Origin of the sequence: Actinophytocola sp. (genome assembly GCF_035762905.1) — a bacterium.
Taxonomy (GTDB): Bacteria; Actinomycetota; Actinomycetes; order Mycobacteriales; family Pseudonocardiaceae; genus DASYTH01.
This window is the reverse complement of the sequence record NZ_DASUCC010000078.1, coordinates 13,087-39,737: the sequence shown is the minus strand read 5'-3', so window position 1 is coordinate 39,737 and position 26,651 is coordinate 13,087. Positions and strand designations below refer to the sequence as shown.

Below are 26,651 nucleotides of genomic sequence, written 5' to 3'. Positions count from 1 at the left end.
GATCCAGGCTCTGGCCGGCCAGGTGATTCGCCCGCGTCCGCGCGCCGGCAGGCTCGTCGCATGGCGATCATCGAGGTCTACGACCTGGTCAAGCGGTACGGCGACAAGCCGGCCGTCAACGGTGTGTCAATCACGGTGGAGCAGGGCGAAATCTTCGGCATCCTCGGCCCGAACGGCGCCGGCAAGACCACGACCGTGGAATGCGTCGAGGGCCTGCGCCGGCCCGACGGCGGCACGGTCCGGGTGCTCGGTCTCGAACCCGACGACCCCCGGCTGCGGCACCGGCTCGGCGCGCAGCTGCAGGAGAGCGAGCTGCCCGACAAGATCACCGTGCGGGAGGCGATGGAGCTCTACGGGTCCTTCTACCGCACCCCGGCCGACTGGCGCGAGCTGCTGAGCACGTTGGGTTTGGGGGACAAGCACGACGCGCAGTACCGCCGGCTGTCCGGTGGGCAGAAGCAGCGGCTGTCCATCGCGCTGGCGCTGGTCGGAGCGCCGGAGGTGGCCGTGCTGGACGAGCTGACCACCGGCCTCGACCCGCAGGCGCGCCGGGACGTGTGGGAGCTGATCGAGACGGTCCGGGCCCGCGGGGTCACGATCCTCCTGGTCACCCACTTCATGGAGGAGGCCGAGCGGCTGTGCGACCGGCTTGCCCTGATCGACTCGGGGCGGGTGGTCGCGCTGGACACGCCGGCCGGCATCGTGTCCACAGTGGACGATGAGCAGCGGATCCGGTTCCGCCCGTCCGCCCCGCTGGACGACGCCCTGCTGACCGCGCTGCCCGAGGTGACCGCGGTGAGCCGATCCGGTCCGCAGATCCTGGTCACCGGCAAGGGAAACGTGCTGCACGCGGTCACCTCGGTGCTGGCCCGCAACCAGATCATCGCCGCCGACCTGCGGGTCGAGCAGACCACCCTGGACGACGCGTTCGTCGCGCTCACCGGCCGCGCACTCGAAACCGACAAGGAGAACCGATGAACCCGCTCGCCCGACTCACCCTCACCGAGTCGAAGCTGTTCTTCCGCGAGCCGATCGGCGTGTTCTTCACGCTCGTCGTCCCACCGCTGCTGCTCGTGATCCTCGGCTCGGTGCCGGCATTCCGGGAGCCCCAGGAGGGCCTTGGCGGGCAGCGGGTGATCGACCTGTACGCACCGATCATCATCGCGACGGTGATCGTCATGTTCGCGCTCAACGGGTTGCCGCAGATGCTGGCCTCCTACCGGGAGAAGGGCATCCTGCGCCGGATGGCCACCACCCCGGTGCGCCCGCTGACGATGCTCACCGCGCAGCTGGCGATGTGCACGGTGCTGTCCATCGTGGCCAGCGTCGGGGTGCTGGCCATCGCCCGGATCGCCTTCGCCGTGCCGCTGCCCGACCAGATCGTCGGCTACGCCCTCATGTTCGTGCTGTGCACGGTCGCCTCGCTGTCCATCGGGCTGCTGATCGCGGCGGTCGCGCCGAGCGGGAAGGCCGCCGGGGCGATCGGCTCCATCCTGTTCTTCCCGGTGATGTTCTTCGCCGGGCTGTGGATTCCGCGGGCCGTCATGCCGGACGTCCTGGTTCGGATCAGCGACCTCACCCCGCTCGGGGCCGGAGTGCAATCATTGCAGGACACGGCGAGCGGGTCGTGGCCGCAGCTGCTGCACGTCGCCGTGATGCTTGTGTGGACTGTCGTCGCGGGCGCCGTGGCGGTTCGGTACTTCCGCTGGGAGGCGGCAAGGTGACCCACCCGCACCTCGAGGAGCAGCCGTGGGAGCGGCGGGAAACCGTGATGCTGCGGGTCATGCCGCTCGGGCTGCTCGGCGTCTCGACGGTGATCACCTTGGTGCAGCCGGCGCCGTCCGGGTCCGAGCTGCTGGGCACCCTCGCCGTCGCGGCCGTGGCGGCGGCCTGGGTGCTCGCCCTGGATACGTTCCACCCTGGCTGGAAGCTGGAGCGGCGCCGGCTGCCCGTCGTGTACTACCTCGGTCTGCTCGTGCTGTTCGCGATTCTGATCACCCAGGCGTCGTGGTACGGCATCTTCGCCTTCACCGGCTACTTCCGGGCGTTCGAGTGCCTGCCCGGCCGCTGGAGCTTCGCGGGCATCGCCGCGACCGCGGTGTTGCAGGCATATTCGCAGGTCGGCGGGCCGCAGTACGTGCAAGCGGTTGGCATCGTGTCGTTCGCCCTGCTGGCCCTGCTGAACATCACTCTGGCCGCGGTGATCTCCTACTTCGGCTGGCGGACCATCGAGCGGGATCGCGAACGCAAGCAGGCGCTCGCCGAACTGGCGGCGGCGCTGGAGGAGAACGCCGGCCTGCACAAGCAGTTGCTCATCCAGGCGCGCGAGGCCGGCGTGCTCGACGAGCGGCAGCGCATGGCCAGGGAGATCCACGACACGCTGGCTCAGGGCCTGACCGGGATCATCACCCAGCTCGAGGCGGCCGAGGCACGCCCGGCGGACTGGCTCCGGCACGCGGACACCGCCATGACGCTGGCCAGGGAGAGCCTGTCCGAGGCACGCCGTTCGGTGCACGCGGTGCGGCCGGTGGCGCTGGACAACGCCCGGCTGCCGGAGGCGATCGCCGACGTGGTGCGGCGCTGGTCGGAGATCAACGGGGTACCGGCCGAGGTGACCACGACCGGCACGGCCCGCCCGATGCACCCGGACGTCGAGGTGACCCTGCTGCGCGCCGCCCAGGAGGCACTGGCCAACGTCGCCAAGCACGCCGGCGCGTCCCGGGTCGGGCTCACCCTGTCCTACATGGAGGATCTGGTGACCCTGGACGTGCGCGACGACGGGGTGGGGTTCGCGCCCGGCCGGGCGAGCCGCAACGGCTCGAGTTTCGGGCTGACCGCGATGCGGCAGCGGGTGCGCGGACTGAACGGACGGCTGGAGATCGAGTCCGAACCGGGCGGCGGAACCGCCGTGTCGGTCAGCATTCCGGCGGGAGACTGACGTGCCGATCACGGTGCTGATCGTCGACGATCATCCGGTGGTGCGCGACGGGCTGCGCGGCATCCTCACCGGCGGGGACCGGTTCGAGGTGATCGGCGAGGCCGCGGACGGCGCCGAGGCGGTCACCCTCGCCGAGGCGCACCGGCCCGACGTGGTGCTGATGGACCTGCGCATGCCGCGGATGGACGGGGTGGCGGCGATCGCCGAGTTGGCCCGGCGCGGGGTGCCGTCCCGGGTGCTGGTGCTGACCACCTACGACACCGACAGCGACGTGCTGCCGGCGATCGAGGCCGGGGCGACCGGGTACCTGCTCAAGGACGCGCCGCGGGAGGAGCTGTTCCGGGCGGTCGAGGCCGCGGCCCGCGGGCAGGCCGTGCTGTCCCCCGCGGTGGCCACCCGGCTGATGGGCCAGATGCGCGCGCCGGCCTCGGATGCGTTGTCCCAGCGGGAGTTGGAGGTCCTCGGCCTGATCGCGCGCGGCTCGACCAACCGCGAGGCAGCCGCCGCGCTGTTCATCAGCGAGGCCACCGTGAAGACCCACCTGCTGCACGTCTACGCCAAGCTCGGCGTGAACGACCGCGCCGCCGCGGTGGCCGTGGCGTTCGAACGGGGGCTGCTCAGCCGGCGCCGGTAAGCGCACCGTCCAGCACCCGCGCCCATTCCTTCAGGATCCGGCGGCGGCGTTTGCTGTCGTCGGTGAGCAGGTTGGCCAGGCCGAGGCCGCGGGCCATGTCCAGGGTCGCCTGGACGATCTCGCGGACGCCGGGGGTGGACTCCTCAACACCGAGGAGTTCCAGTGCCACCCGGTGCGTCTCCCGGCCGACCCGGGCCTCGAGCGGCACCACCCGGGCGCGCAGTTGTTCGTCCGAGGTGGCGGCGAGCCAGAGTTGCAGGGCGGCGCGGAACAGGTGGCCGGTGTACATCCGGTCGATCAGGTCGATCACGGCCTGGACCCGGCCGGGACCTTCTGGCAGCCCGGCGAGGTGGTCGCGAAGGCGCGCGGTGCGTTCCTCGGCGACGTACTCCACCGCGGCGGTGACCAGGTCCTCCCGGGTGGGGAAGTGGTGCTGGGCGGCGCCCCGGGAGACGCCGGCCCGCTCGGCCACCACGGACACGGTGCTGCCCGCCCAGCCCAGCTCGGCCAGGCATTCGATGGCGGCCTCCAGCAGCCGCTTGCGGGTCGCGCGGCTGCGATCCTGTTGCGGCTGCCGGAGTGCTCCGTTGTCTACGACAGGACTCATATCAATATGACTTGGGCAGGCCGAGCGAGTGCTGGGCGACGAAGTTGAGGATCATCTCCCGGCTCACCGGCGCGATCCGGTTGGCCCGCGAGGAGGCGATCAGCCCGGCGAGGCCGTACTCGGCGGTCAGTCCGTTGCCGCCGTGGGTCTGCACCGCCGCGTCCACCGCCTTGACGCAGGCCTCGGCCGCGGCGTACTTGGCCATGTTCGCCGACTCGCCCGCGGCCAGGTCGTTGCCGCCGTCGTAGAGCCAGGCCGCCTTCTGCATCATCACCTTGGCCAGCTCCAGCTCGATCTTGGCGATGGCAAGGGGATGCTGGACGGCCTGGTGCGCACCGATCGGGGTTTTCCACACCTGCCGGGAGTTGGCGTAGCCGACCGCCTTGTCCAGCGCGTACCGGCCGAGCCCGATGGCAAACGCGGCAGCCATGATCCGTTCCGGGTTCAGGCCGGCGAACAACTGCAGCAGCGCGGCGTCCTCCGACCCGACCAGCGCGTCGGCCGGCAGCCGGACGTCGTCGAGGAACAGCATGAACTGCTTGTCCGGCGAGATGATGTCCATCTCGATCGGGGTGAACTCGAACCCGGGCGTGTTGGTCGGCACGATCCACAGCGCCGGCTTGAGCTTGCCGGTCTTCGCGTCCTCGGTGCGCCCGACCACCAGCACCGCGTCCGCCTCGTCGACGCCGGAGATGAACACCTTCCGTCCACTGAGGACCCACGAGTCGCCGTCCCGCCGGCCGGTGGTGGTCAGCTTGTGCGCGTTGGACCCGGCGTCCGGCTCGGTGATCGCGAACGCCATCCGCACCGACCCGTCGGCGAACCGGGGCAGCCAGTGGGCCTTCTGCTCGTCGGTGCCGAACCGGGCGATGATCGTGGCGCAGATCGCCGGCGAGACCACCATCAGCAGCAGCCCGCAGCCGGTCGCGGCCAGTTCCTCCATCACCGCGGCCAGGTCGCCGATCCCGCCGCCTCCGCCGCCGTACTCCTCCGGCACGTTCACGCCGAGGTAGCCGAGCTTGCCGAACTCGTCCCACAGCTCGGTGGTCTTGCCACCGGTGCGGGCCTTGCGGGACATGTACTCCGGCCCGTACCGGCGGGCCACCTCCGCCACGGCCGCGCGCAGCGCCTGGCGTTCCTCGGTCTCGACAAAGCTCATGACAACTCCTCCACTACGGCAAGCACGCGACCCACCTCGACCTGATCGCCCGCGGCCACCGCGAGCTCGGCCACCACGCCGTCGGACGGCGCGGCGATCCGGTGTTCCATCTTCATCGCCTCCAGCCACAGCAGCGGCTGACCCTCGGTCACCTTGTCCCCCAACGACACCGCGACCCGCACCACGGTGCCCGGCATCGGCGCGAGCAGCGATCCGGCGGCCACCTGGGACGCCGGGTCCGGGAACCGGTCCACCGGGGACAGCGGCACCGACCCGAGCGGCGAGTCCACCCAGACCTGACCCGGATACCGTGCCACGTCGAAGGTCCGGCGCACACCGCCGAGGAGCAGCACCACCCGCTCCGGAGTCGCCTCGAGCACGCGGAGACCCTCGTGCCCGGCAACCGTGACGCCGGACCGGGTGTGCCGGTAGCGCACCTCGACCTCGTCCGGCCCGCACCGGTACCGCTTCACCTGCGGCGCGGCGCCGACGTTGCGCCAGCCGCTCGGGATCCGGCCGAGCACGGTGGCCGCCGCCCGGTTGGCGGCCGCGTCGGCGAGCGCCGCGGCGACCACCGAGACCGCGGTGGACTCCTTGTCCGCCAACGGTTCGGCCAGCCCGGCCAGCCCGTGCCGGTCGAAGAACGCGGTGTCGGTGTCGCCGGCGAGGAACGCCGGATGCCGCAGCACCCGCACCAGCAGGTCCCGGTTCGTTGCCAGGCCGTGGATCCGGGACCGGGTCAGGGCGCCGGCCAGCGCCCGCGCGGCGGCGTCCCGGCTCGGCGCCCAGGCGATCACCTTGGCCAGCATCGGGTCGTAGTGCACGCTCACCACCGACCCGGTGCGCACGCCGGAGTCCAGCCGGATGCCCGGGCCGGCCGGGTTGCGCAGCTCGGCGGTCACCCCGGGCACCTCGAACCGGTGCAGTGGCCCGCTCTGCGGCCGCCAGTCGGCGGCGGGATCCTCGGCGTAGAGCCGAACCTCGATGGCGTGCCCGGACGGTGCCGGCGGCTCGGCCGGCAGCGCCGCGCCGCCGGCCACGGCGAGCTGCAGGGCGACCAGGTCCAGCCCGGTCACGCACTCGGTCACCGGGTGCTCGACCTGCAGCCGGGTGTTCATCTCCAGGAAGAAGAACCGGCCGGACTCGTCGGCGAGGAACTCCACGGTGCCGGCCCCGACGTAGCCGATCGCCCGCGCCGCGGCCCTGGCCGCGTCGAACAGCCGCTCGCGCATCCCGGAAACCCGCTGCACCAACGGAGACGGCGTCTCCTCGACTACCTTCTGGTGCCGGCGCTGGATCGAGCACTCGCGCTCCCCCACCGCCCACACCGTGCCGTGCGCGTCGGCCAGGATCTGCACCTCGATGTGCCGGCCGGTGGCCAGGTACGGCTCGCAGAACACGGTGGGGTCGCCGAACGCCGAGCCGGCCTCGGACCGGGCCGCCTCGAGCGCGCCGGCCAACTCGGCCAGCGCCCGCACCACCCGCATGCCCCGACCCCCGCCACCGGCGGATGCCTTGACCAGCAACGGAAGATCGGCCTCGGTCACCGCGTCCGGGTCCAGCTCGGACAGCACCGGAACCCCGGCGTCGGCCATCAGCCGCTTGGACTCGATCTTGGATCCCATCGCCGCGATCGCCTCGGCCGGCGGGCCGATCCAGGTCAGCCCGGCCTCGGTCACCGCCCGGGCGAACGCGGCGTTCTCGGACAGGAAGCCGTATCCGGGATGCACCGCGTCCGCGCCGGCCCGCTTCGCGGCGCCGATCAGCGCGTCGGCGCGCAGGTAGGTCTCGGCCGGCGCGTTGCCGGGCAGCCGCACCGCGGCGTCCGCCTCGGCCACGTGCGGTGCGCCGGCATCGGCGTCGGAGTACACCGCGACGGTGCCGATGCCGGCGTCGGCGCAGGTGCGGAACACCCGGCGGGCGATCTCGCCGCGGTTGGCCACCAGTACGTTCGTGATCACGGTCATCACATCCGGAAAACGCCGAAGCGGTCGGTGCCTTCGACGGGGTTGTTGTGGATCACGGACAGACAGATGCCGAGCACGGTCCGGGTGTCCCTCGGATCGATGATGCCGTCGTCGTAGACCATGCCGGACAGGAACATCGGCAGCGACTCCGCCTCGATCTGGCCCTCCACCATGGCCCGCATGGCGGCGTCGTGCTCCTCGTTGTACTCCTGGCCCCGGCCGGCCGCGGCCTGCCTGGCCACGATGGACAGCACGCCGGCCAGCTGCTGCGGGCCCATCACCGCGGACTTGGCGCTGGGCCAGACGAACAGGAACCGGGGATCGTAGGCCCGGCCACACATTCCGTAGTTCCCGGCACCGTAGGAGGCGCCCATCAGGATCGAGATGTGCGGCACCCGCGAGTTGGCCACCGCATTGATCATCATGGCGCCGTGCTTGATGATCCCGCCCTGCTCGTAGTCCTTGCCGACCATGTAGCCGGTGGTGTTGTGCAGGAACAGCAGCGGCGTGTCGATCTGGTTGGCCAGCTGGATGAACTGCGCCGCCTTCTGCGACTCCTCGCTGAACAGCACGCCCTGCGCGTTGGCCAGGATGCCGACCGGGTAGCCGTGCACCCGGGCCCACCCGGTGACCAGGCTGGTCCCGTACAGCGGCTTGAACTCGTCGAAGGCCGAGCCGTCCACCACCCGGGCGATCACGTCCCGCGGGTCGAACGGGACCTTCAGGTCGGTCGGCACGATGCCGAGCAGATCCTCGGCGTCGTACTCCGGCTCGGCGAAGTCGGGGGCGGGCGCCGGGCCGTGCTTGCGCCAGTTCAGCCGGGCCATGATCCGCCGGCCGATCCGGATCGCGTCGAGCTCGTCGACGGCCAGGTAGTCGGCAAGGCCGGAGATCCGGGCGTGCATCTCCGCGCCGCCGAGCGACTCGTCGTCGGACTCCTCGCCGGTGGCCATCTTCACCAGTGGCGGCCCGCCGAGGAACACCTTGGCCCGCTGCTTGACCATCACCACGTAGTCGGACATGCCGGGCAGGTAGGCGCCGCCCGCGGTGGAGTTGCCGAACACCAGGGCGACGGTCGGCACCTTCGCGGCCGAGGACTTGGTCAGGTCGCGGAAGATCCGCCCGCCCGGGATGAAGATCTCCTTCTGGGTGGGCAGGTCCGCGCCGCCGGACTCGACCAGGTGGATGGCCGGGAGCCGGTTCTGCGCGGCGATGTCCGCAGCCCGGTAGCCCTTCTTGGCCGACCACGGGTTGCTCGCGCCGCCCTTCACGGTCGGATCGCTGGCGCTGACCATGCACTCGACCCCGGACACCACCCCGATCCCGGTGACCACGCTGGCCCCGACCGTGTAGTTGCTGCCCCACGCGGCCAGCGGGGACAGCTCGAGGAACGGCGAGTCGGGATCGAGCAGCAGCTCGACCCGTTCCCGGGCAAGCAGCTTGCCGCGCTTGCGGTGCCGGTCGACGTACTTCTCCCCGCCGCCGGCGATCGCCTTGGCCTGCTCGGCCTCGATCTCGGCGAGCTTGACCAGCATCGCCTCCCGGTTGGCCTGGTGCTCGGCCGACCGCGGGTCCACCGTCGATCTGAAAATGCTCATTCGTGGTATCCCAACAACTTGGCGGCCAGGTCGACGAGCACCTCGGTGGCGCCGCCGCCGATGCCGAGGATCCGCGCGTCCCGGTAATGCCGCTCCACCTCGGACTCGCGCATGTAGCCCATCCCGCCGTGCAGCTGGACGGCCTGGTCCACCACCCAGTCGCAGGCGGCCACCGCGGAGTTCTTGGCCAGGCACGCCTCGGCCACCGGCTGCTCGCCGGCCGCCGCCCGGACGCAGATCGCCCTTGTGTAGGTGCGGGCCAGCTCGATCCGGGTCCGCATCTCCACCAGCTTGTGCCGGACCACCTGCCGGGAGATCAGCGGCCGGCCGAACGTCTGCCGGGTCCGGACGTGCGCGACGGTCAGGTCCAGCGCCCGCTGCGCCACCGAGTAGGCGTGCGTGGCAAGGCCGAGTCGTTCCATCACGAACTGCTGCATGATCAGCACGAAGCCGCCGTGCTCGGCGCCGACCAGGTTGGCCGCGGGCACCCGGGCGTCCACAAAGGACAGCTCGGCGGTGTCCGAGCAGAGCCAGCCCATCTTGTCCAGCTTCCGGCTCACCGTGAAGCCGGGCGTGTCGCGGTCGAGCACCAGCAGGGAGATCCCGCCGTGCCCGGGTCCGCCGGTGCGCACCGCGGTGGTGACGAAGTCGGCCCGCACCCCCGACGTGATGAACGTCTTGGCACCGTTGACGATGTAGTGCTCGCCGTCCCGGACCGCCCTGGTGCGCAGGGCCGCCACGTCCGATCCGCCGTCCGGCTCGGTCACGCCGAGCGCGCCGATCAGCTCGCCGGCCAGGGTCGGGCGGACGTACCGGTCGATCAGGTCCCGGTTGCCCACGCTGATCATGTGCGGCACCGCGATGCCGTGCGTGAACAGCGCGGCCAGCAATCCCGACGAGGCACCGGCCTCGAGGAACGCCTCGGTCACCACGGTCGAGTCGATCACGTCACCGCCGCCGCCACCGGCGTCCTCCGGCGCGCCGACCCCGAGCAGTCCCACGGCCGCGGCCCGCTTGTGCAGCTCGCGCGGCACCTCACCGGCCCGCTCCCAGTCGGCCAGGTGCGGCCCGATCTCCCGGCGCACGAAAGCCGTGCAGGTGTCCCGGAGCGCCCGCCGTTCCGGCGTGTCGAAAACATTCACAGCGGCACCTCGCAAGCTCGGAGCCGCCGAACCCCGCCGCCTCGCAAGCTCGGCGGCGGGGCAGTGCTCGATGGTTCGCTCGCAAGCTCACTCACAGCAACACCTCCGGGACCTCGACCGTCCGCGAGCGCAGCCACTCGCCGAGCGCCTTGGCCTGCGGGTCGAACCGGGTGGACGCGGCGACGCCCTGGCCGAGCAGGCCGTGCAGCACGAAGTTCAGCGCGCACAGGTTGGGCAGCGGGTGCCGTTCGATCTCCAGATCCTTGGCCTCCGGCAGGAGTTGGCGCAGCCGTTCGATGGTCAGCTCGTGCGCGAGCCACGCGTAGGCGGCCTCGTCCCGCACCCACACGCCGAGGTTGGCGTCGCCGCCCTTGTCGCCGGACCGTGCCCCGGCCACCGCACCCAGCGGCATCCGCCGGGTCGGCCCGCCCGGAACCTCCGCCCCGGCCGCCCATTCGATCGCCCAGGTCGGCTCGGCGAACTCGGTCGGCGCGGCGACCGGCCGGCGCTCGCCGCCGGGCAGCACGGCGACGTGCTCGACGGCGGCCTGTGGCACGAACTCCGGCCGGTACACGCCGACCGGGGTGCCGTCGGCCGGCGGCGCGGTCAGCGTGAACCCGGGATACGAGGCCAGCGCGAGCTCGACGCAGGTGCGGGAGAACGCCTTGGCCCGCTGGGCATCCGGCGTCTTGATCGTGGCGTGCAGCAGCGCGCTCGCGGTCTCCTCGGTGTCCGCGTCCGGGTGGTCGGTGCGGGCCAGCGTCCAGGTGACGCCCTCGGCACCGACCGCCCGCTCGACCTGGTGGCGGGCCAGCGCCGCCTTGCGCTCGATGTCGAGTCCACACAGGACGAACGTGGTGCTGTTGCGGAACCCGTCCAGGGTGTTCAGGCAGACCTTGAGGGTGGCCGGCGGCGGGGCGCCGCGCACGCCGGAGATCCGCACCCGGTCCGGGCCGTCGTCGGACAGCGTGATCGTGTCGAACCGGGCGGTCACGTCCGGGCCGAGGTAGGCCGGTCCGCCGATCTCGTAGAGCAGTTGGGCGGTCACGGTTTCCCGGGTCACCGCGCCGCCGGTGCCGGGGTGCTTGGTGATCACCGACGAGCCGTCGGCGTGGAGCTCGGCGATCGGGAAGCCGGGTGCGGCGAGGTCGGCCAGCTCGGTGAAGAACGCGTAGTTCCCGCCGGTGGCCTGGGCGCCGCACTCGATCACGTGCCCGGCGACCACGGCTCCGGCCAGCGCGTCGTAGTCGTCCCGGGCCCAGCCGAAGTGCGCCGCGGCCGGCCCGACGACCAGGGCCGCGTCGGTGACCCGGCCGGTGACCACGATGTCCGCGCCGGCGGTCAGGCACTCGGCGATGCCCCAGGCGCCCAGGTAGGCGTTGGCGGTGAGCGCCCCGGTGAAGCCGAACTCGGCGGCCCGGGTGCTCAGGTCGTCCCCCTCGACGTGGGCGATCGCCGGATGCAGCCCGAGCCGGTCGGCCAGCTCGCCCAGTGCCGCGGCCAGCCCGGCCGGGTTGAGCCCACCGGCGTTGGCCACGATCTTCACGCCCCGGTCCAGGGCCAGACCGAGGTTCCCCTCCATCTGGCGCAGGAACGTCCTGGCGTAGCCGCGGTTCGGGTCCTTCATCCGGTCCCGGCCGAGGATCAGCATGGTCAGCTCGGCCAGGTAGTCGCCGGTCAGCACGTCGAGCGGGCCGCCGGTGAGCATCTCGGACACCGCGGCGAGCCGGTCGCCGTAGAACCCGGATGCGTTGCCGATCCGCAGCACGGAGGTCATACCCGTTCCCCGGGTTTACGCCCGTCCCCAGGCAACCCGGCAAACGCCTGCGCGATGTCCAGCCACGTGTCGGCGTCCGGTCCGACGGCCACCAGCGCGGTGTCGTCCCGGTGCACCCGCTGGGTGACCAGCAGGCAGAAGTCCAGCGCCGGGCCGGTGATCCGCTGCGCGGCGTCCTGCGGTCCCCACGTCCACGACTCGCCGTCCGGCGCGACCAGCTCGATCCGGAACGGCTCGGCCGGGGCGTCCAGGTTGTGCGCCGCGTAGGCCCAGTTCCGGGTGCGCACGCCGATGTGGGCCACGTGCCGCAGCCGCGCGGTCGGCGCCCGCCGGATGCCGACCGCGTCGAACACGTCGGTGGCGTGCGCCCAGGTCTCCATCAACCGGGCGGTGGCCATCGAGGCGGCGGTCATGTCCGGCCCGTACCAGGGCAGCCGGGTGCCGTCCGGCACCGCGGCGAGCGCCGCCTCGAGCCTGGCCCGGCCGGACCGCCAGCGCTCCAGCAGCTCGGCCGGCGGGACCCGGGCACCCTCTTCAGCGGTCTGGTTCACCCACTCGTTCGGCTCCATGTTCTCGGCCAGCGCCTCGATCGTCGCCAGCTTGAACGCCTCGCCGTCGGTCGCCGCGAGCAGCGCCTGGTCGTCGGTCCAGGCCAGGTGCGCCACCTGGTGGGCGATCGTCCACCCGGCGGCCGGCGTCGGCCGGGCCCACTCGGTCTCCGGCAGCCGCGCCACCAGCTCGTCCAGCTCGTCGCCCTCGGCACGCAGATCACCGAGCAGTCCGGTCAGGTCCACCATGCGAACACGGTGGCACGACCCGCGGCGGCATTTCAAGCATTCATGCTTGTTTTTTTCTTCACACGGGCGACCTGCAGGTCGCGCAGCGCGGTGGTGGCCGCACGCAGCACCTCGGGCGGGACGGTGCCGAACAGCTCCTCGTGCGCGGCCGCCACCGCCCGCACCACCTCCTCGGCAAGGGCGATGCCCCGGGCGGTGAGCCGGGTCAGCGTGCTGCGGCCGTCCCCGGGGTCGGGCTCCCGCTCCACCAGACCCTCGGCCACCAGGTGGTTGATCACGTTGCTGGTGCCGCCGGAGGACAGCAGCAGCGAGCGGCTGAGCTCGTTGGGCTTCAACCGGTACGGCGCACCGGACCGGCGCAGGGTGGCCAGCACGTCGAACTCGGCTGCGGTGAGGCCGAACCCGGCCAGCTCGGTCTTGGTGGACGCGGCCAGCAGACCGGACAGCACCATGATCCGCTTGCTCAGCTCGGAACTGGGCCCGAGGACGTCGGGCAGTTCGGTCTCCCAGGCGCCGATCAGCGCCGCGACCGGATCGGACTCAGCGGGCATCGTCGCATGCTAGTTGACACAGTTGATAGCTTTCACAAAAGCTTTCTTCTGGGAGGTCCTCATGCGCATGGTCATCCGCGGCGGAGACGTCATCGACACCGAGCCGGAGCCGGTCGTGCACCGCGGCGCCGACGTCCTGATCGACAACGGCCGGATCGCCGCGGTCGGGCCGAACCTGCCGGCCGACGGCGCCGAGGTGCTCGACGCCACCGACCGGATCGTGCTACCCGGCTTCGTCGACACCCACCGGCACCTGTGGCAGACCCCGCTGCGCGGCCTGACCGTCGGCCTGGACCTGCGCGCCTACCTCGGGCTGGTGATCGCCCGGATCGGGCCCCGCTACCGGCCCGAGGACCTCCGGGTCGCCACGCTGGCCGGCGCCCTCGAGTGCCTCGACGCCGGGATCACCACCGTGCAGGACTTCAGCCACATCCAGTACACGCCGGAGCACGGCGAGGCCACGCTCGACGCGCTGCGCGAGTCCGGCATCCGCGCGGTCTACGGGCACGGCTACCCGGTGTTCGAACCGGACCGCCGGCAGCCGGACAACACCCGCAGGATCCGGGAGCGGCACTTCCCCGGCGACGGCGGGCCGATCACCATGGCGCTCGCCCCGGTCGGGCCGTCGTTCGCGCCGATCGAGCTGGCCGAGCAGGACTGGCGGCTGGCCGACGAGCTGGACCTGCCGATCGTCGTGCACGTGGCCAGCGGACCGGTGGCCAGTCGGCCGGTGCACGAGCTGCGTCGGCGCGGCCTGCTCCGCCCGAACACCCTGTACGTGCACGGCAACTCGCTGCCCGACGAGGAGCTGGCGCTGATCGCCGACTCCGGCGCCGCGGTGTCGATCACCCCGTCGACCGAGGAGCTGATGAGCCTCGGCCCCCCGGTGCTCGACCGGCTGCGCGCCGCCGGGATCACCACCGGGCTCGGCGCCGACGTGGTCACCACCGTGGCCGGCGACATGTTCTCGGTGATGCGGGCGACCCAGCTGACCAGCGCCCCGAACGGCCGGCCCCGGGTGGCCGCCGCCGACGTGCTGCGGATGGCCACCCTGGACGGGGCCAGGGCGCTCGGCCTCGGCGAGACGACCGGCTCGCTGCGCCCGGGCAAGGCGGCCGACCTGGTGCTGCTGCGCACCGACACGGTGAACATGGTCGCCGCGCACGACCCGATCACCGCCGTGGTCACCGCCGCCCACCCGGGCAACGTGGACACCGTGCTGGTGGCCGGAAGGGTGGTCAAGCGGGACGGCCGGCTGGTGCACCCACACCTGCCGGCCGTCCTGGACGCCGTTCGCGCGGCGGCCGACCATCTGGTCAGCCCGTGACCGCGATCGGCGACCCCTTCTCGTCCACCAGCACCCGGTTGCCAAGCGGCTTGGCCAGCCGGAACCGGTACTCGGCCATCCTCAGCATCGCGACCTGCTCGCAGAAGCCGCCCGAGGCCGGTGGATGGAACCGCACGGTGACCTCCACGGCGGTGTCCGTCTCGGTGGCCAGGGGCTCGGTTCGGGTGGGTTCCTCGCCGGGACACGGCGGTGACGGCGCGGGCAGCGTCACGGTGAGCGTGCCGTCCGCGCCCAGCCGGGCCGGGCCCGCGTGCACCGGGTACGGCTTGTCGTGGGCGAAGAACGCCTCCTCCGGCAGGGCCGGCCAGGCCATCGGGCTGAGCGTGTCGGTCGAGTGGAACCGCCACGCCGGCAGCACCAGCTCACCGCGGTCGGTGCGGAAGGGCGCGGTGCCCAGTTCCGCCCGCTGGATCCGGATCGGCGTTGTGGGCTCCGGCGACGGCGTCCCGGTCTCGCGCATCGCGGCCAGCGCTCCCTCGGCAGGCAGGGTCCGGAACTCGACCGGGCCGTCCGGGAGCTGGGCGGTGACCGTCGGCGGAGCGTCCGGGAACGGACCGGTCATCTCGTAGTTCCCGACCTCGCCCGCCATCTTGGCTTCCCCGCTGGTGTACCCGTCCAGCACGGGCGACCGCAGGGTCAGCACGAGCGGCCGCGGAACCTGGTCGACCGGGAAGGACGACCAGGGGTCCAGCCCGGGACTCGACACGGCCACCGGCGTGGCAATCGGCAACCCGTCGCGTGGCGGCCCGCCGCACGCCGCCACCCCCAGCAGAAGAATCAGTCCAACCCCAGTAAGTACTCGCATACCCGGCAGACGGACCGGGACGGCCGGTTGGTTGCCCGGCAGCTCACCCGATCATGGCGTAACCGCGATCGGCGCGCCCTGATCGTCCACCAGCACCCGGTTGCCGAGCGGGGCGCCGAGCCGGACCTGGTACTCGGTGAAGCGCAGCATGGCGTCTTGGATGCAGTCGCCGGCGGGCTGGGGCGGGTCGAACCGGATGGTGACCGCGACCGCGGTGTCGGTCTCGGTGACCACCGGCTCGGCGCGCTGCGGTTGCTCGCCGGGGCACGGCGGGGCGGGGGCGGGCAGCGACAGGGTGAGCGTGCCGTCCGGGCCCAGCCGGGCCGGGCCGGGTCCGCCCACGGTCGCGCCGGCCTTCCAGAACGCCTCGTCGGGCAGGGCCGGCCAGGCGATCGGGCCGGTGGCCTGGTCCGAGTGGAACAGCCAGGCCGGCAGCGCCAGCCCGCCCCGGTCGGTGCCGAAGGTCGCGGTGCCCAGCTCCACCTTCTGGATCCGCAGCGGTTGGGCGGGCTGGGTGCCCGCGCCGGATCCGGCCGCGCGCAGCCCGGCAAGCGCCGCCTCGGCCGGCAGGGTGCGGAACTCGGCGGGGCCGTCCGGAAGCTCGGCGGTGACCGTCGGCGGAGCGTCCGGGAGCGGGCCGGTCACCTCGTAGCTCCCGGCCACGGCGGCCAGCTTCCCCTCGTCCGAGCTGAAGCCGGCCAGCATCGGGGGCCGACGGGTGAGCACGATCGGCCGGGGCACCTGGTGCACCGGGAACGATTCCCAGGCGGCCAGGCCGGGCCCGGGGACGGGAGCGGCGATGGGACCGGTGGCGATCGGCAGCACGACGTTGGGCTCGCCACCGCACGCCGCCACCCCCAACAGCAGCGTGACACCGATCAGAATTCGCATGCTCCCTGGACGGAATCCGGCGCCAGGACGGTTGCCCGAGCTACCAGGCGCCGCCCCGATCGGGTGACGCCAGCGGGTTGCGGGCCCGGCCGAACCGCACGTCGAACTCGTCGTCCCGCTCGACCTTGTCGAACCCCTTGCCGGCCAGGTGCTCGCGGTTGAGACAGACCCGCTCGACGTCCTGCGCGAACAGCTGACACGCGTCGAACCGGGCGGCCACCTCGGGGTGCTCCGCCCGGTAGCCGCGCACGATCGACCGCACCAGCTCCCACAGCCGGCCCCGGGCGAAGCCGAGGTCGTCCAGCAGGATCTCGGCCAGGAACCGCAGTTGTCCGGCGAACACCGAGCTGAACAGCGACTGGGCCAGCAGGTGCGGCGGCCAGCGCAGCATGTGCGCCCGGGCCTCGGCGGGCAGGCTCGCGTACGCCGGCAGCTCCTCGTTCAACAGGTCCACACCCTGCGCGAAGTCCTTGATCGCCACCCGGAGCGGGGCACCGGCCGCGTCGGTGATCAGGATCAGGTTCTGGCCGTGCGGGCAGAACCCGACGCCGTGGGTGAGCAGCCAGTGCAGCAGCGGGGTGAGGGTCAGGTCGAGCAGCCGGCGCAGCCAGGCCTCCGGCTCGGCGCCGGAATCCCGGATCAGCCGGGTCAGCACCGCTTCGCCGCCCGGTCCGCGGTAGGGCAGGGCGGCGAACGAGATGGCCCGCTCCCCGGCCGCCAGCCGGGTCCGCACCGGCTCCCGCCACAGCGCGCCGAGCGTCTCGTGGAACCGGTACGGCAGCTCCTCGATGTGGCCGAACAGGGGGTGCCGCACGGACACGCTGGCCACCTCGCCGAGCAGGTCGAAACCGTAGGAGCGGAGCAGCGGGTCGTCCGCGTGCACCGACCGGAGCCAGGTGGTCACCGCGGGCGCGGCCAGCGTCGCGGCCGAGTCGAGGCCCCGGTAGACCAGCGTGTTGCGCACCGACACCGCGGTCTTCACGTCCAGCCGGGTGGGGTGGTCGGCATTGGCCAGGGTCCGAACCGTCTGATGTGGACGGTAGTGGTCGGTGCTCTCGCCGACCCGAACCACCGTGCCGGCGGCCAGCTCCGCCGCGTAGAGCGTGCCCACGATCTCGTCCGCCTGCCAGGGATGCACCGGCATCAGCAGGAAGTCGGCCGGGTCGGCCAGCCCGGCCCGGAAACCGGCAAGCAGCTCCGGCCCCAGCTCGGCGGTGAGCAGCCGCTCCTCGTCCAGCTCGGCGACGCACCGGAACGAGGCCAGGTCGCGGTGCACGGCCAGCCACGGCAGCCGGAACGGCACCCCGGCCTCCGGCGCGTACCGCTCCCGGTCGGCCGCCGAGAAGCCCATCCGGCCCTTGTTGAGCACCAGCCGCGGATGCCCGGTCAGGTGCCCGTCGGCCCGGTCGTAGTCCATTGTGGACAAATCGGCGGCGGTGGGCGCCCGGGACAGCCGGGCCGCCTCGTTGGCCACGGTCGCGGTCAGCTCGCTGAGCACGTCGGCCAGCCGCAGCCCGGTCAGCCCCAGCTCGACCCGGGCGTCCGCGACCAGCGTCCTGGGATCCTCGGCCGGCGCGTCGCCCCGCCGGGCGCTGCCCGGCTCGACCACCCAGCACTCGAACGCGCCGCGCCGGGCCCGGAACCGGTAGCGGGTCCCGCCGGCCAGCTCGAGCAACCAGCCGCCGTCGCCGTCCGGCACCGGGCAGAGCAGCCCCTCGTAACTCAGCTCGCCAAGCATCTTGTGTGTCACAAGGGAACCGGCCGCCCGCCACGCCTCACTCATCGAGACCTCCCAACCCGAACGTGGTGTACGCGGTCCGGTCCGGCAACCGGTGCACCGGCCGTCCGCACACCTCGTTCAGAATGGTCGCCGACCGCCACGCGGCCAAGCCCAGATCGGGCGCGCCCACCCCGTGCGTGTGCCGCTCGGCGTTCTGCACGAACAGCGATCCGGTGACCTCCGGTGCCAGCCCGACCCGGTAGTCGGTGCCGACGGCCAGCCGGCCGGAGCCGTCCCGGTGCAGCTGACCCGTAAGCGGGGCAAGCAGATCGCCGAGATCGCGCTCGGCGTACCCGGTGGCACAGACCACCGCGTCGGTCAGCACCGTGGCGGTGCCGCCCTGCTGGACGTGCCGCAGGGTCAGCTCGATCCGGCCGTCCCGCTCGCCCGCCGCGGTCACCTCAACAGCCGGGGCGAGCGTCACCCCCGGCCAGCCCCCGCCCACCGTGCGCTGGTACAGCTCGTCGTAGATCTCACCGATCGTCTCGGCGCTGATTCCCTTGTACAGCTGCCACTGCGTCGGTTCCAGCCGGTCCCGCACCGCCTCGTCCAGCCCGTGGAAGAACCGCACGTAGTCGGGCGTGAACTGCTCCAGCCCCAGCTTGGAGTACTCCATCGGAGCGAACGCGGGCGTGCGGGCCAGCCAGCGCAGCCCGCCATCCGGCCGCCGCCGGAGCAGGTCCAGGAACACCTCGGCGCCGGACTGCCCGGACCCGAGCACGGTGACGTCTCCGGCGGCGAGCAGCCGCGGCCGCTCCGGCAGGTACTCGCTCGAGTGCAGCACGCCGGGCAGCGAGCGCAGCGGTGCCGGAACCCGCGGCGCGGTCCCGACGCCGAGCACCACGTTGCGGGCCAGCACCCGCCCGCCCGGGCGCACCTCGACCGCGAACGCATCGTCCACAGTGGACCATTCGATGCACAACACCTCGTGCGCGAACCGGCAGGCCGGCAGCCGTTCACTGGCCCACCGGCAGTAGGCGTCGTACTCGGCGCGCGGAATGTGGAACCGCTCGGCGAAGTAGAACGGAAACAGCCGGTCGCGGTCGCGCAGGTAGCTCAGGAACGACAGCGGGCTGGCCGGGTCGACCAGCGACACCAGGTCGGCGAGGAACGGCACCTGGATCGTGGTCCCGTCGATCATCAACCCGGGATGCCAGCGAAACTCCGGCGTCCGCTCGAAGAACGCCGCGCGTAACTCCCCGACCGGAGCGGCGAGTGCGGCCAACGACAGGTTGGCCGGGCCGATGCCGACACCGGCCAGGTCTAAGACCTCGGTCACCGGACGACCAGCGCCCGATCCAGGTCGGCGACGACGGACTCCAACTCCTGGTGTGCCCTGGCGGCGACGATGTCCAACAGCGGCAGGTAGTCCCGCAGCTCGGCAGTGGGGTGCAACAGGGTCAGCTTGAGCCACAACCGGCTCGCCCCGTCGTCGCCGTCCGAAGTGGACGGTCCGGCGGACGCCCGGCCGAGCACCGCGACACCGTCCTCGAGCAATCGCCTGCGCACCCGGGCCACCAGGATGTCGCCCGCCTCCGCCCCCAGCTCGCCGGCCAGCTCGTCGGCGAGCAGTGGCCGCACCAGCACGGTGGACAGGTCCGGCCGGCCCCACAGCCGCAACCCGGGATGGGCCGCCACGGCACCGGCCAGCTCGGCGGCCGTGGCGCAGCAACGCTCGACCAGCCCGGCCAGGCCGGACCGGCCGAGCGCCCGCAGCGTCACGGCGATCTTGAACACGTCCGCTCGCCGGGAGGTGCGCAGCGACCGGCCGAGCAGGTCCGGCAGGCCGGCCTCGGTGTCGTCCGCCGCGTTGAGGTACTCGGCCCGAACATCCAGCGCGGTCAACGACTTCGTGTCCCGGACGGCGAGCAGCCCGGCGGCGATCGGTTGCCAGCCGAACTTGTGCAGGTCCACCGACACGGTGTCGGCCAGCTCCAACCCGTCCAGCAGCGGCCGCAGTCGCGCACTGCACAGGACGCCGCCGCCGTAGGCCGCGTCCACGTGCAGGAAGGCGTTCGCCGACCGGCACAGCTCGGCGATCCGGGGCAGCGGGTCGATCACCCCGGCGTCCGTGGTGCCGGCGGTGGCCACCACGATCGCCGGGTCGTACAGGTCGGCGAGCACCTCGGCCAGCGCGTCCGGGCGCATCCGCCCACCGTGGCAGGGCACCACGATCGGGCTCGGCAGGCCGAGCAGCCAGGCCGCCCGCGCCACGCTGTGGTGGGCGTTGGCCCCGCACACCGTGCGCACCACCGAGAAACCCTGGTCCGCCGCGGTCTGCCGGGCCAGCAGCAGACCGAGCACGTTGGACTCGGTGCCGCCGCTGGTCACCACCGCGTCCGGGGACGGCGCGGCCGGAAAGCACAGCCGGGCGAACTCGGCGGTCAGCTCGCGTTCCAGCTCGCTGCCCATCGGCGCCTGGTCCCAGGAGTCCATCGACGGGTTGAGCACCGCGGCCACCAGATCGGCCACGGCGGCCACGGCCAGCGGCGGGCCGTGCAGATGCGCGGCGCACCACGGATGGCTCGGGTCCACCGAGCCGGCGGCGAGCAGCCGGGTCAGCTCGCGCAGCGCCGCCTCCGCGCCGATGCCGTTGTCCGGCAACAGATCCACGCCCTGTGCGGCGAGCATCGCGGCCACCGCGGCCGGCCCGCCGGCCGGCGCCGGCCCGGACCGGTCGACCGCCCCGTCGGCCAGTGCCCTGGTCGCGGTCTCGACGAGCTCGAGCACCTCCTCGGCACCGGCCACGCCACCCGCGAGCCTCGGGCGGGTCTCCGGGCGCACGTGTGCCCGCACGTCAGCCGAGGTGTGCATATGCAGGGCTTCCCTTCGCCAGACCCAGTCTCCCGCACAATACGGGCGCCCGGGCCCCCTCTTTCGGGTGACCCGGGCGATCAACCTACCGGGTGGGCGCGAGCGCCCGTACCTGGTGGAACGGATCCTCTCCGGTGGGCAGCAGCGCGATCGCCGGAGTGTCCAGTCCGGCCTCGAGGTAGGCGGCGATCCGCTCCCGGCAGTACGCCGGGCTGCCGTGCACGATCAGGTCGTCGACCACCTCGTCCGGGATCGCGGCGTTGGCCCCGGCCCGGTCGCCGGCCGCCCACGCCTCGTGCATCGGACGCAGCACGTCACCGCGTCCCAGCCAGTCGTGGAACGCCGCGTACACCGGAACGGTGATGTAGCTGGAAATCAGCAGCCGGCCGAGCCGGCGGGCCGCGTCCACGTCCTCGGTTGGACAGACGAAGATCCGGGCGACCAACTCCCGGTCCGGACCGATCTCGGCGCGTACCTTCGGCACGTCCGTCGGGGCCAGCCAGTTCGTGATCGCCCCGTCGGCCTCCCGCGCGGCCATCCGGAGCATCCCCGGCCGCAGCGCCGCGATCATCAGCTGCGGTGGCTGCTGCGGCGCCCGCTCCAGCCGGAACTTCTCCACCGAGAAGGTCGGGTACTGCTCGCTGACCTTGGCCCCGGCCAGCGCCGCCCGCAGGAACCGCACCGTGTCCCGGGTCCGGGCGTACGGCTCGGTGAACGGCACGCCGTTCCAGCTCTGCACGATGGTCGGCGTCGAGGTGCCGATGCCGAGCACGAACCGGCCGGGGGCGAGGTCGGCGATGGTCGCCGCGCTCATCGCCAGCAGCCCGGCGCCGCGCGTGTAGACCGGCACGATCGCGGTGCCCAGGCGCAGTTCGGGCGCCCACTCGGCGGCCAGCGCCAGCGGGGTGAACGCGTCCGACCCGGCCGTCTCGGCCGACCACGCGTCGGTGTAGCCCAGCGCCGGCAGCTCGCGCACCAGCTCCCGGTGCGCGGACAGCGGAACTCCGGTCAACGGCAGGGTGATTCCCCATCTGGTCACGGTTTGTCTCCGATCCCGAGTGCGTCCCTCAGCCAGTGCAACTGCACCAGCATGAAGTTCTCGGACACCTCGTCGTCAAGCGGAGTCATGTGTGTCACACCCGGCAGCGGCAGCAGCGAGTGCGGCCGGCCGGCGGCCAGCAGCGCGGAGGACAGTCGCAACGAGTGCGCGACCACCACGTTGTCGTCGGCCAGACCGTGGATCAGCAGCAGCGGCCGGGTCAGGTTCGGCGCGTCGCCGAGCAGCGAGTTGCGTTCGTAGACTTCCGGGCGCTCGTCCGGGTGGCCGAGGTAGCGCTCGGTGTAGTGCGTGTCGTAGAGCCGCCACTCGGTCACCGGTGCGCCGGCGATCGCGGCGTGGAAGACGTCCGGCCGGCGCAGCACCGCGAGCGCCGCGAGATACCCGCCGTAGGACCAGCCCCGAATGGCCACAGTGGACAGATCGAGCTCGGGATAGGCCCGCCCCACCGCCTCCAGCGCGTCCACCTGGTCGGCCAGCGTGGTGCCGGCGAGGTCGAACGCGATCGCCCGGTCCCAGTCCGGACCCCGGCCCGGCGTGCCGCGCCCGTCCACGATGAGCACCGCGAAACCCTGGTCGGCCAGCCACTGCGCGCCGAGGAAGGCGTTGCGGCTGGCCAGCACGCGCTGCGCGTGCGGGCCGCCGTACGGGTCGAGCAGCACCGGAAGCCGGCCGTCCTGCGTCCGGTAGCCGGTGGGCAGCAGCAGCGCCGCGCGCAGCGCCCGGTCGCCGATGGTGAACAGGTGCAGGTTGGGCACGATCGGCGGGGTCACCGCGAACGAGGCCACCTCGGCGATCGGCTCGGCGCCGCGCAGCACCGTGATCCGCGGTCCGGAGTGCTCCAGCGACCACGAGGTCAGCACGGTCACCGCGCCGGACCGGGTAGCGCCGTGCACTCCGTCCACAGTGGACACTTGGATCGGCTCGGCGTCCCCGACCCGGTACACGTGCACCTGGGTGGGATCCTCGGCGGACGCGGTGAACAGCACGTCCGCCGCCACGTCCAGCACCGAGCGCACCTGCAGGTCCGGCCCGGTGACCTCCTTGTCGGCCACCACCAGGCGATACGCGCCGTCCCGGGCGGACACCCGGACCAGCCGGCCGTCGGTGGTCCAGGCCGGCACCCCGGCCACGATGTCCACCCAGTGCGCGTCGGTCTCCTCGTGCACCAGGCCGGTGCGGCCGGTGTCCGGGTCGACCGAGCGGATCTGCATCGTGCGCTGGTCCCGGGTCTGCACCGCGATCAGCGGCGGTCCGCCGGCCGACCAGTGCACGCTGGCCAGGTAGGGCAGCGTCGCGCCGTCCCAGTCGACCTCGACCCGCCCGCCGGCCACGCCGATCACGGCCAGCCGGACCTCGACGTTGTCGGTGCCGGCGGCCGGGTAGGCCACCACGTTCGGCGGCGCCGCCGGGTTGGCCGGGTCGGCGATGTGCCAGCGCCGCACCGGCCGCCGGTCGGTGTGCGCGACCAGCAGCCGGGTGCCGTCCGGGGACCACCAGTACCCGCGCGAGCGGCCCATCTCCTCGGCGGCGATGAACTCGGCCAGCCCGCAGGCCCGGTCCGGCCCCTCCGGCTCGGCCAGCGCGCGGTCGCCGGTCCCGTCCACCCCGACCACCCGCAGCGCGTCGCCGGCAACGTAGGCGACGTGCCGGCCGGTCGGGTCCGGCCGCGGGTCCACCACCGGAGCCGCGGTGTCCAACTCGCGCACCTCGCCGCCGACCGCGTCGGCCACGAAAAGCCGGCCGGACAGGGCGAAGGCCACCACCCGGACCGCGTCGTCGGTGGCGTTGCCGAGCACGCCGCCACCCTGCTCACGGGACCGCTCCCGGCGGGCCCGCTCCTCGGCGGGCAGTTCCTCGTCGCCCCCGGCGAGCAGCTCGGCCGGATCGGCCAGCCTGCTCTCCGTGCCGGTGGCAAGATCCAACCGCCACAACAGGTGCCGACGGTCCTCCCCGGACTCCGAGCGCAGGAACAGCACCCGGGAACCATCCGGCGAGATCCGGAACTCCCGGGCGGTGCCGAGGGTGAAGCGCTGAGTTCTGGCCTGCAGCCGCAGGAACGAGGTCTCTGAGTTCACCCCTGAAACCCTACGGTCCGCTCCGGCTCACAAGTACATAGGCCGGAACCGGGGGTCGGTGTCCGGCTCGACTCCGGCCATGTCGCCGAGCAGCGCGCGCACCGTCTCCACCGCCGCGCGCCCGTGTTCGCGCACCAGCCGCCGCTCGTAGCGCTGGTGGAACCGCCGGGCCGCGGCCAGCGCGTCCCGGCCGCGTTCGGACAGGTGCAGCAGCCGGGCCCGGCGGTCGCTGGGGTCCGGACGGCGCTCAACGTAGCCCCGGCGCTCCATGTCCTCGACGATCTGGCCGGCGCCCTGCTTGCTCATGTGCAGCCGCTCGGCCAGTTCGCTGGTCGTCATCGGCCGGGCACCCAGCGACCGCAGCACATAGCCGTCGGAGGGTCCCTGGTCGTCGAACTCCCGGGCCAGCTCGGCCCGCAGCTCGGCGACGAACTCCTGGCAGGCGAGGACGAGCAGGATGCCGAAGTCGAGCCTTGTGGCGGTCATGCCGGTCATGATAGACAAGCGCAATTGAACAAGCTGACTTGTCTATCTGGAGGGAAGAACATGACGGTGATCCGGTATGCGGACGCGCCCCGGTTCCAGCTGCCCGGGGTCGAGTTCACCGCCCTTGCCGCGCCGAGCCGGGGCTCGGCCGGGCTGTGCACCTGGCGCCTTTCGGTCGAACCGGGCCGGACCGAGCCACCGCCACACACGCTGGACCAGGACGAGGTGTTCATGGTGCTGTCCGGCACGGTGCGGGTGACCCCGGACGGCGACGAGGCCGGGCCGGGCGACGCGGTGGTCGTGCCGGCCGGCGCGCCGATCGCGCTGGTGAACACCGGGGACGGGCCGGCCGAGCTGTACGTGGCCATCCGCGCCGGGTTCGTCGGCACCGGCGCGGATGGCAGCAAGATCAGGCCGCCGTGGGCGCAGTAACCGCAACGTACCGCCCGAGGTTGTCCGACCAGCCGTTGGACGCGTCGACCCCGCGCAGCACGTCGGCGGCGCCGTCGTGCCGCTCGATGTGCCGGTGCTCGAACTCGACCCGGGTCCGGTCCGGGCCCTCGGCCAGGAACCGCACCTCCACCTCGCTGGCCTTGGCCGGGTCCGGGTTGAACTTCCAGTCCCCCTGCAGGTGCCAGGCCAGCACCAGCCGGTGCGGCGGCTCGTAGACGAGCACCCGGCCCCAGTCGTGCTCGGAGCCGTCCACGTTGCGCTCGTAGAGCCGTCCCCCGGCGGCCGGCTCGATGATCGCCTCGGCCAGGTCGGCCTCGCCGAGGTGGTGATCGCGCGGCCACCAGGTGCCGAACCGCTCGGCGAACACCACGAAGGCGCGGTCCCGTGGCGCGTTCACGATGAGGGTCCGGCGGATCGCGGTGCCGGTCCGCTCGGCCTGCTGGGTCATTGCTCGGTTCCTTCCTCGGTACGTTCCACGGCGTCGGCGAAGGCCGCCAACGCCTTGTCCCACAGCGTGTCCAGATAGGTCCGCAGGGCCTGCACGCCGCGGGGGTCGACCCGGTAGAGCCGCCGGGTGCCCTCGGCCCGGTCCAGCACCAGACCTACCTCCTTGAGCACCCTCAGGTGCTGGGAGACGGCGGGCCGGCTGATCGGCAGCTCCCGGGCCAGCTCTCCGACGGCCATCGGGCGGGTGGCCAGCCGCTCGAAGATCGCCCGCCGGGTCGGGTCGCCGAGCGCGCCCAGCCCGGCGAGTTGGTAAGTGGGCACGAACGGTAAGCTACAACTTACCTAGTCTTCTTGGCAAGACCTGCGGGTATTCACAGGTTGCTCTCACGCCTGGGTCGCATCGTTGAACCATGACCGAGAACCCCAGCACCCCCGCGCAGCAGCAGCCCTTCGCCTACCAGCCGTGGATGACGCCGGTCGCGCCGCCGACACCACCTGCCCCGCCGCGCCGGGTCCGCCGCGGCACGGTCGCTCTCGCCGCCGCGGTCACGCTCGTCGCCGGCGGGCTGGGCGGCGCGGTCGGCGCCCTCGTCTTCGCGCCGGACAGCCCGGTCGCGGTCAGCACCGGCGCCTCGGCCCAGCCGGTGTCCGCCAACGCCCCGACCGACGTCACCGCCGTGGTGGCCAAGGTGATGCCGAGCGTCGTGCAGGTCAACGTGAGCGCCGGCGGTTCGCAGGGCGTCGGCTCCGGCGTGATCATCAGCACCGACGGCAAGATCCTCACCAACAACCACGTGGTGTCCGGCGCCGATCAGATCACCGTGACGCTCTCCGACGGCCGGACCGTGCCCGCCGCCGTGACCGGAACCGACCCGAGCAACGACCTGGCCGTGCTGACCGCGCAGGGCGTCGACGGCCTGACCGCCGCCACGCTCGGCGACTCCGGTGCGGTGAAGATCGGCGACGAGGTGATCGCGATCGGCTCGCCCGGCGGCCTGCAGGGCACGGTCACCACCGGCATCGTCAGCGCGCTGGACCGCGAGGTGAACGTGCCCGACTCGGAGCGCTCGCAGAGCCCGTATCCGTTCTCCCGCGGCGGCGCCGACCCGTCGGTGAGCTACCACGCCATCCAGACCGACGCCTCGATCAACCAGGGCAACTCCGGCGGGCCGCTGTTCAACGCCGCCGGCCAGGTGATCGGCATCAACTCCGCCATCTACTCGCCGGTGTCCGGGCCGGACGGCGCGGCGGGCAGCGTCGGGATCGGGTTCGCCATCCCGATCAACTCGGCCAAGGAGGTGATCAGCTGAACGCTGTACCAG

25 protein-coding genes are annotated in these 26,651 nt (G+C 72.7%); 7 read left to right on the top strand and 18 right to left on the bottom strand.

Annotated elements, in window-relative coordinates; translation table 11 throughout:
• The first annotated feature begins 60 nt into the window (after nucleotides 1-60).
• Genes VFV67_RS16305 through VFV67_RS16290 form a run of 4 tightly spaced genes read left to right on the top strand, consistent with a single transcriptional unit; the run spans nucleotide 61 to nucleotide 3,572 of the window.
• Entirely contained in the window at nucleotides 61-978 is a 918-nt protein-coding gene (locus VFV67_RS16305) for an ABC transporter ATP-binding protein (RefSeq protein ID WP_326470946.1), read from the top strand.
• Complete coding sequence (locus VFV67_RS16300) at nucleotides 975-1,724, top strand: ABC transporter permease (RefSeq protein WP_326470944.1); 750 nt, start codon at nucleotides 975-977, stop codon at nucleotides 1,722-1,724. Before VFV67_RS16305 ends, VFV67_RS16300 begins: the two co-directional genes overlap by 4 nt.
• Complete coding sequence (locus VFV67_RS16295) at nucleotides 1,721-2,938, top strand: sensor histidine kinase (protein WP_326470942.1); 1,218 nt, start codon at nucleotides 1,721-1,723, stop codon at nucleotides 2,936-2,938. Before VFV67_RS16300 ends, VFV67_RS16295 begins: the two co-directional genes overlap by 4 nt.
• A gap of 1 nt (nucleotide 2,939) precedes the next feature.
• Nucleotides 2,940-3,572, top strand: a complete 633-nt coding sequence (locus VFV67_RS16290; protein WP_326470940.1) for a response regulator transcription factor — start codon at nucleotides 2,940-2,942, stop codon at nucleotides 3,570-3,572.
• Here VFV67_RS16290 and VFV67_RS16285 read toward each other — a convergent pair.
• From VFV67_RS16285 to VFV67_RS16250, 8 genes are all read right to left on the bottom strand, one after another.
• The gene (locus tag VFV67_RS16285) at nucleotides 3,556-4,179 is read right to left on the bottom strand and encodes a TetR/AcrR family transcriptional regulator (protein ID WP_326470938.1); all 624 of its coding nucleotides are present in this window, start codon (nucleotides 4,177-4,179) and stop codon (nucleotides 3,556-3,558) included. The genes VFV67_RS16290 and VFV67_RS16285 overlap by 17 nt on opposite strands.
• Nucleotide 4,180: 1 nt before the next feature.
• Complete coding sequence (locus VFV67_RS16280; RefSeq protein WP_326470936.1) at nucleotides 4,181-5,338, bottom strand: acyl-CoA dehydrogenase; 1,158 nt, start codon at nucleotides 5,336-5,338, stop codon at nucleotides 4,181-4,183.
• The gene (locus VFV67_RS16275; protein ID WP_326470933.1) at nucleotides 5,335-7,299 is read right to left on the bottom strand and encodes an acetyl/propionyl/methylcrotonyl-CoA carboxylase subunit alpha; all 1,965 of its coding nucleotides are present in this window, start codon (nucleotides 7,297-7,299) and stop codon (nucleotides 5,335-5,337) included. Before VFV67_RS16275 ends, VFV67_RS16280 begins: the two co-directional genes overlap by 4 nt.
• A gap of 5 nt (nucleotides 7,300-7,304) precedes the next feature.
• On the bottom strand, nucleotides 7,305-8,903 hold the full coding sequence (locus VFV67_RS16270; protein ID WP_326470931.1) for an acyl-CoA carboxylase subunit beta: 1,599 nt from the start codon (nucleotides 8,901-8,903) through the stop codon (nucleotides 7,305-7,307).
• Nucleotides 8,900-10,045, bottom strand: a complete 1,146-nt coding sequence (locus tag VFV67_RS16265; protein ID WP_326470929.1) for an acyl-CoA dehydrogenase family protein — start codon at nucleotides 10,043-10,045, stop codon at nucleotides 8,900-8,902. The genes VFV67_RS16270 and VFV67_RS16265 overlap by 4 nt, the downstream gene beginning before the upstream one ends.
• A 91-nt stretch (nucleotides 10,046-10,136) precedes the next feature.
• Nucleotides 10,137-11,822: an acyclic terpene utilization AtuA family protein gene (locus VFV67_RS16260; RefSeq protein WP_326470928.1), complete on the bottom strand. Its 1,686-nt coding sequence runs from the start codon at nucleotides 11,820-11,822 to the stop codon at nucleotides 10,137-10,139.
• Entirely contained in the window at nucleotides 11,819-12,619 is an 801-nt protein-coding gene (locus VFV67_RS16255) for a TIGR03084 family metal-binding protein (RefSeq protein ID WP_326470927.1), read from the bottom strand. The genes VFV67_RS16260 and VFV67_RS16255 overlap by 4 nt, the downstream gene beginning before the upstream one ends.
• A gap of 32 nt (nucleotides 12,620-12,651) precedes the next feature.
• Nucleotides 12,652-13,170 (bottom strand): MarR family winged helix-turn-helix transcriptional regulator, encoded by a 519-nt coding sequence (locus VFV67_RS16250; protein WP_326470926.1) that lies wholly within the window; start codon nucleotides 13,168-13,170, stop codon nucleotides 12,652-12,654.
• A gap of 61 nt (nucleotides 13,171-13,231) precedes the next feature.
• Here VFV67_RS16250 and VFV67_RS16245 point away from each other — a divergent pair, with 61 nt between their 5' ends.
• Nucleotides 13,232-14,497, top strand: a complete 1,266-nt coding sequence (locus VFV67_RS16245; protein WP_326470925.1) for an amidohydrolase family protein — start codon at nucleotides 13,232-13,234, stop codon at nucleotides 14,495-14,497.
• Here the strand turns inward: VFV67_RS16245 and VFV67_RS16240 are convergent.
• The 8 genes from VFV67_RS16240 to VFV67_RS16205 form a co-directional block, all read right to left on the bottom strand.
• Nucleotides 14,487-15,224, bottom strand: a complete 738-nt coding sequence (locus VFV67_RS16240; RefSeq protein ID WP_326470923.1) for a hypothetical protein — start codon at nucleotides 15,222-15,224, stop codon at nucleotides 14,487-14,489. The genes VFV67_RS16245 and VFV67_RS16240 overlap by 11 nt on opposite strands.
• A gap of 150 nt (nucleotides 15,225-15,374) precedes the next feature.
• Entirely contained in the window at nucleotides 15,375-16,214 is an 840-nt protein-coding gene (locus VFV67_RS16235) for a hypothetical protein (protein WP_326470921.1), read from the bottom strand.
• 40 nt (nucleotides 16,215-16,254) lie between these two features.
• Nucleotides 16,255-17,997 carry an IucA/IucC family protein gene (locus VFV67_RS16230; RefSeq protein WP_326470920.1) on the bottom strand — a complete coding sequence of 581 codons (1,743 nt, stop codon included), beginning with the start codon at nucleotides 17,995-17,997 and terminating at the stop codon, nucleotides 16,255-16,257.
• Nucleotides 17,990-19,273 carry a lysine N(6)-hydroxylase/L-ornithine N(5)-oxygenase family protein gene (locus tag VFV67_RS16225; RefSeq protein ID WP_326470918.1) on the bottom strand — a complete coding sequence of 428 codons (1,284 nt, stop codon included), beginning with the start codon at nucleotides 19,271-19,273 and terminating at the stop codon, nucleotides 17,990-17,992. Before VFV67_RS16225 ends, VFV67_RS16230 begins: the two co-directional genes overlap by 8 nt.
• Nucleotides 19,270-20,808, bottom strand: a complete 1,539-nt coding sequence (locus VFV67_RS16220) for a pyridoxal phosphate-dependent decarboxylase family protein (protein ID WP_326470916.1) — start codon at nucleotides 20,806-20,808, stop codon at nucleotides 19,270-19,272. The genes VFV67_RS16225 and VFV67_RS16220 overlap by 4 nt, the downstream gene beginning before the upstream one ends.
• Before the next feature lie 85 nt (nucleotides 20,809-20,893).
• Nucleotides 20,894-21,847, bottom strand: a complete 954-nt coding sequence (locus tag VFV67_RS16215) for an LLM class F420-dependent oxidoreductase (RefSeq protein WP_326470915.1) — start codon at nucleotides 21,845-21,847, stop codon at nucleotides 20,894-20,896.
• Nucleotides 21,844-23,943: a S9 family peptidase gene (locus VFV67_RS16210; protein WP_326470914.1), complete on the bottom strand. Its 2,100-nt coding sequence runs from the start codon at nucleotides 23,941-23,943 to the stop codon at nucleotides 21,844-21,846. The genes VFV67_RS16215 and VFV67_RS16210 overlap by 4 nt, the downstream gene beginning before the upstream one ends.
• 27 nt (nucleotides 23,944-23,970) lie before the next feature.
• Nucleotides 23,971-24,429: a MarR family winged helix-turn-helix transcriptional regulator gene (locus tag VFV67_RS16205; RefSeq protein WP_326470913.1), complete on the bottom strand. Its 459-nt coding sequence runs from the start codon at nucleotides 24,427-24,429 to the stop codon at nucleotides 23,971-23,973.
• Nucleotides 24,430-24,489: 60 nt separating this feature from the next.
• On the opposite strand from VFV67_RS16205, the gene VFV67_RS16200 reads away from it, so the two are divergent.
• A complete protein-coding gene (locus VFV67_RS16200) occupies nucleotides 24,490-24,861 on the top strand; it encodes a cupin domain-containing protein (protein WP_326470912.1) in 372 nt (123 codons plus the stop codon).
• Here the strand turns inward: VFV67_RS16200 and VFV67_RS16195 are convergent.
• Both VFV67_RS16195 and VFV67_RS16190 read right to left on the bottom strand, forming a co-directional pair.
• Nucleotides 24,839-25,330, bottom strand: coding sequence for an SRPBCC family protein (locus VFV67_RS16195; protein ID WP_326470911.1), 492 nt, complete (start codon nucleotides 25,328-25,330; stop codon nucleotides 24,839-24,841). The two genes, VFV67_RS16200 and VFV67_RS16195, sit on opposite strands and share 23 nt — an antisense overlap.
• Entirely contained in the window at nucleotides 25,327-25,650 is a 324-nt protein-coding gene (locus VFV67_RS16190) for a metalloregulator ArsR/SmtB family transcription factor (protein WP_326470909.1), read from the bottom strand. Before VFV67_RS16190 ends, VFV67_RS16195 begins: the two co-directional genes overlap by 4 nt.
• Before the next feature lie 89 nt (nucleotides 25,651-25,739).
• Between VFV67_RS16190 and VFV67_RS16185 the strand changes: the two genes are divergently transcribed.
• On the top strand, nucleotides 25,740-26,639 hold the full coding sequence (locus tag VFV67_RS16185; RefSeq protein WP_326470908.1) for a S1C family serine protease: 900 nt from the start codon (nucleotides 25,740-25,742) through the stop codon (nucleotides 26,637-26,639).
• Nucleotides 26,640-26,651: the final 12 nt, after the last annotated feature.

Coding starts and splice junctions, on each gene's coding strand:
- VFV67_RS16270 (WP_326470931.1), bottom strand. CDS start 8,903: ATGAGCATTTTCAGATCGACGGTGGACCCGCGGTCGGCCGAGCACCAG.
- VFV67_RS16235 (WP_326470921.1), bottom strand. CDS start 16,214: ATGCGAATTCTGATCGGTGTCACGCTGCTGTTGGGGGTGGCGGCGTGC.
- VFV67_RS16185 (WP_326470908.1), top strand. CDS start 25,740: ATGACCGAGAACCCCAGCACCCCCGCGCAGCAGCAGCCCTTCGCCTAC.
- VFV67_RS16195 (WP_326470911.1), bottom strand. CDS start 25,330: ATGACCCAGCAGGCCGAGCGGACCGGCACCGCGATCCGCCGGACCCTC.
- VFV67_RS16245 (WP_326470925.1), top strand. CDS start 13,232: ATGCGCATGGTCATCCGCGGCGGAGACGTCATCGACACCGAGCCGGAG.
- VFV67_RS16260 (WP_326470928.1), bottom strand. CDS start 11,822: ATGACCTCCGTGCTGCGGATCGGCAACGCATCCGGGTTCTACGGCGAC.
- VFV67_RS16220 (WP_326470916.1), bottom strand. CDS start 20,808: ATGCACACCTCGGCTGACGTGCGGGCACACGTGCGCCCGGAGACCCGC.
- VFV67_RS16305 (WP_326470946.1), top strand. CDS start 61: ATGGCGATCATCGAGGTCTACGACCTGGTCAAGCGGTACGGCGACAAG.
- VFV67_RS16230 (WP_326470920.1), bottom strand. CDS start 17,997: ATGAGTGAGGCGTGGCGGGCGGCCGGTTCCCTTGTGACACACAAGATG.
- VFV67_RS16280 (WP_326470936.1), bottom strand. CDS start 5,338: ATGAGCTTTGTCGAGACCGAGGAACGCCAGGCGCTGCGCGCGGCCGTG.
- VFV67_RS16300 (WP_326470944.1), top strand. CDS start 975: ATGAACCCGCTCGCCCGACTCACCCTCACCGAGTCGAAGCTGTTCTTC.
- VFV67_RS16250 (WP_326470926.1), bottom strand. CDS start 13,170: ATGCCCGCTGAGTCCGATCCGGTCGCGGCGCTGATCGGCGCCTGGGAG.
- VFV67_RS16255 (WP_326470927.1), bottom strand. CDS start 12,619: ATGGTGGACCTGACCGGACTGCTCGGTGATCTGCGTGCCGAGGGCGAC.
- VFV67_RS16205 (WP_326470913.1), bottom strand. CDS start 24,429: ATGACCGCCACAAGGCTCGACTTCGGCATCCTGCTCGTCCTCGCCTGC.
- VFV67_RS16285 (WP_326470938.1), bottom strand. CDS start 4,179: ATGAGTCCTGTCGTAGACAACGGAGCACTCCGGCAGCCGCAACAGGAT.
- VFV67_RS16200 (WP_326470912.1), top strand. CDS start 24,490: ATGACGGTGATCCGGTATGCGGACGCGCCCCGGTTCCAGCTGCCCGGG.